This is a genomic window from Mesorhizobium sp. M7A.F.Ca.CA.003.01.2.1, from assembly GCF_003998945.1.
In the GTDB taxonomy this organism is placed as follows: Bacteria; Pseudomonadota; Alphaproteobacteria; order Rhizobiales; family Rhizobiaceae; genus Mesorhizobium; species Mesorhizobium ciceri.
This window is the reverse complement of the sequence record NZ_RZRA01001248.1, coordinates 1-1,246: the sequence shown is the minus strand read 5'-3', so window position 1 is coordinate 1,246 and position 1,246 is coordinate 1. Positions and strand designations below refer to the sequence as shown.

Annotated in this window: 1 protein-coding gene and 2 pseudogenes; all 3 read left to right on the top strand. The window is 61.6% G+C overall.

Going from position 1 to position 1,246, the window contains the following annotated elements; all coding sequences use genetic code 11:
- Window positions 1-94 (top strand): annotated as a pseudogene (locus EN969_RS36410) (inositol monophosphatase); the annotation flags it as partial.
- A gap of 122 nt (window positions 95-216) precedes the next feature.
- Complete coding sequence (locus tag EN969_RS31660) at window positions 217-903, top strand: hemolysin III family protein (protein WP_063170358.1); 687 nt, start codon at window positions 217-219, stop codon at window positions 901-903.
- A gap of 104 nt (window positions 904-1,007) precedes the next feature.
- Window positions 1,008-1,246: pseudogene (locus tag EN969_RS31655) on the top strand (flagellar motor protein MotA); the annotation flags it as partial.

Here is a 1,246-nt window from a genome sequence, read left to right as displayed (position 1 = left end):
GGACATGCTCGACAACGGTTCGGTCGTCGCCGGCAACGAGATCATCCAGCGCGCTTTGCTCAAGGTCGTGAAGAAGCCGCTCTCCTCTCGTTGACAGGCAAGCCGCGCCGACAAACCGCCGCGCTGATGCGCCGCAGTCGCAAAACCGCAACGGAAGCTTGAAATACTGCCCGGCGAGCGCCCAGATTGGAGGGCGCGGCGCAGGAACCCGGCTTAGTGAGAGACAACGAACCCTACCCCGATATCCCGTTCATCGGACGCTGGCACTATTCGCGTGCCGAGATGATCGCTGACGGTATCGTCCACGCGGTCGGCATCGTGCTGGCGATATCGGCCGGTTCCGCGCTGCTGGCGCTGGCGGCGTTTCGTGTCGGACCCGGCGAATACATCGCCGCCGCCTTCTACGTGGTTTCGCTGCTCACCGTGCTCTCGGTGTCGATGACCTACAATCTGTGGCCGGTCTCGTCGCCGGCAAAATGGGTGTTGCGGCGTTTCGACCACGCCGCGATCTATCTGCTGATCGCCGCGACCTATACGCCTTTCCTGGCGCAGCTCGAAGGCTCGCCGCTGGCGCGCTGGATGATCGTGCTGGTCTGGACCGCGGCAGCGCTGGGCATTGCCGTCAAGGTGTTCTTTCCCGGCCGTTTCGACCGGCTGGCGATCGGCTTCTATCTCGCCATTGGCTGGAGCGGCATCATCCTGGTCAAGCCGCTTGTCCAGACGCTACCGACGACATCGATAGCGCTGATCGTTGCCGGCGGCATCGTCTACTCCTGCGGCGTCATCTTCTTCGCCTGGAAGGGGCTGCGCTTCCACAATGCGCTGTGGCACGGTTTCGTCGTCACCGGCGCCAGCCTGCATCTGGCCGCCATGGTCGACTGTCTGGTCATCAATCGCCTCTGACACTATCGACGCGGCAATATTGCCAAGCGCCATTCAATTTGGTCACAATTCCGTTTAGAGTCGCGGTTTACGTGATCGGCGGCGGCATCGGAAACGGGGCACGGATGGCTTTTCTCAGATCCTTCGGCATGGGCAGACGTTCTGATGTCCTGATCTACGACCCGCATAAATTATCGAGCCCGCAGGTCTTTCTGCTGACCATGGTGATCTTCCTGGTCATCGTCGCCTTCATCGCCGCCATCCTCACCCGACAGATCTCAACCGCCTTTGGCAGCAATCCCGGCCTCAATGGCCTGATCGTCGGCGTGCTGGTGGTCGGCATCCTTTTGGCCTTCGCCCAGGT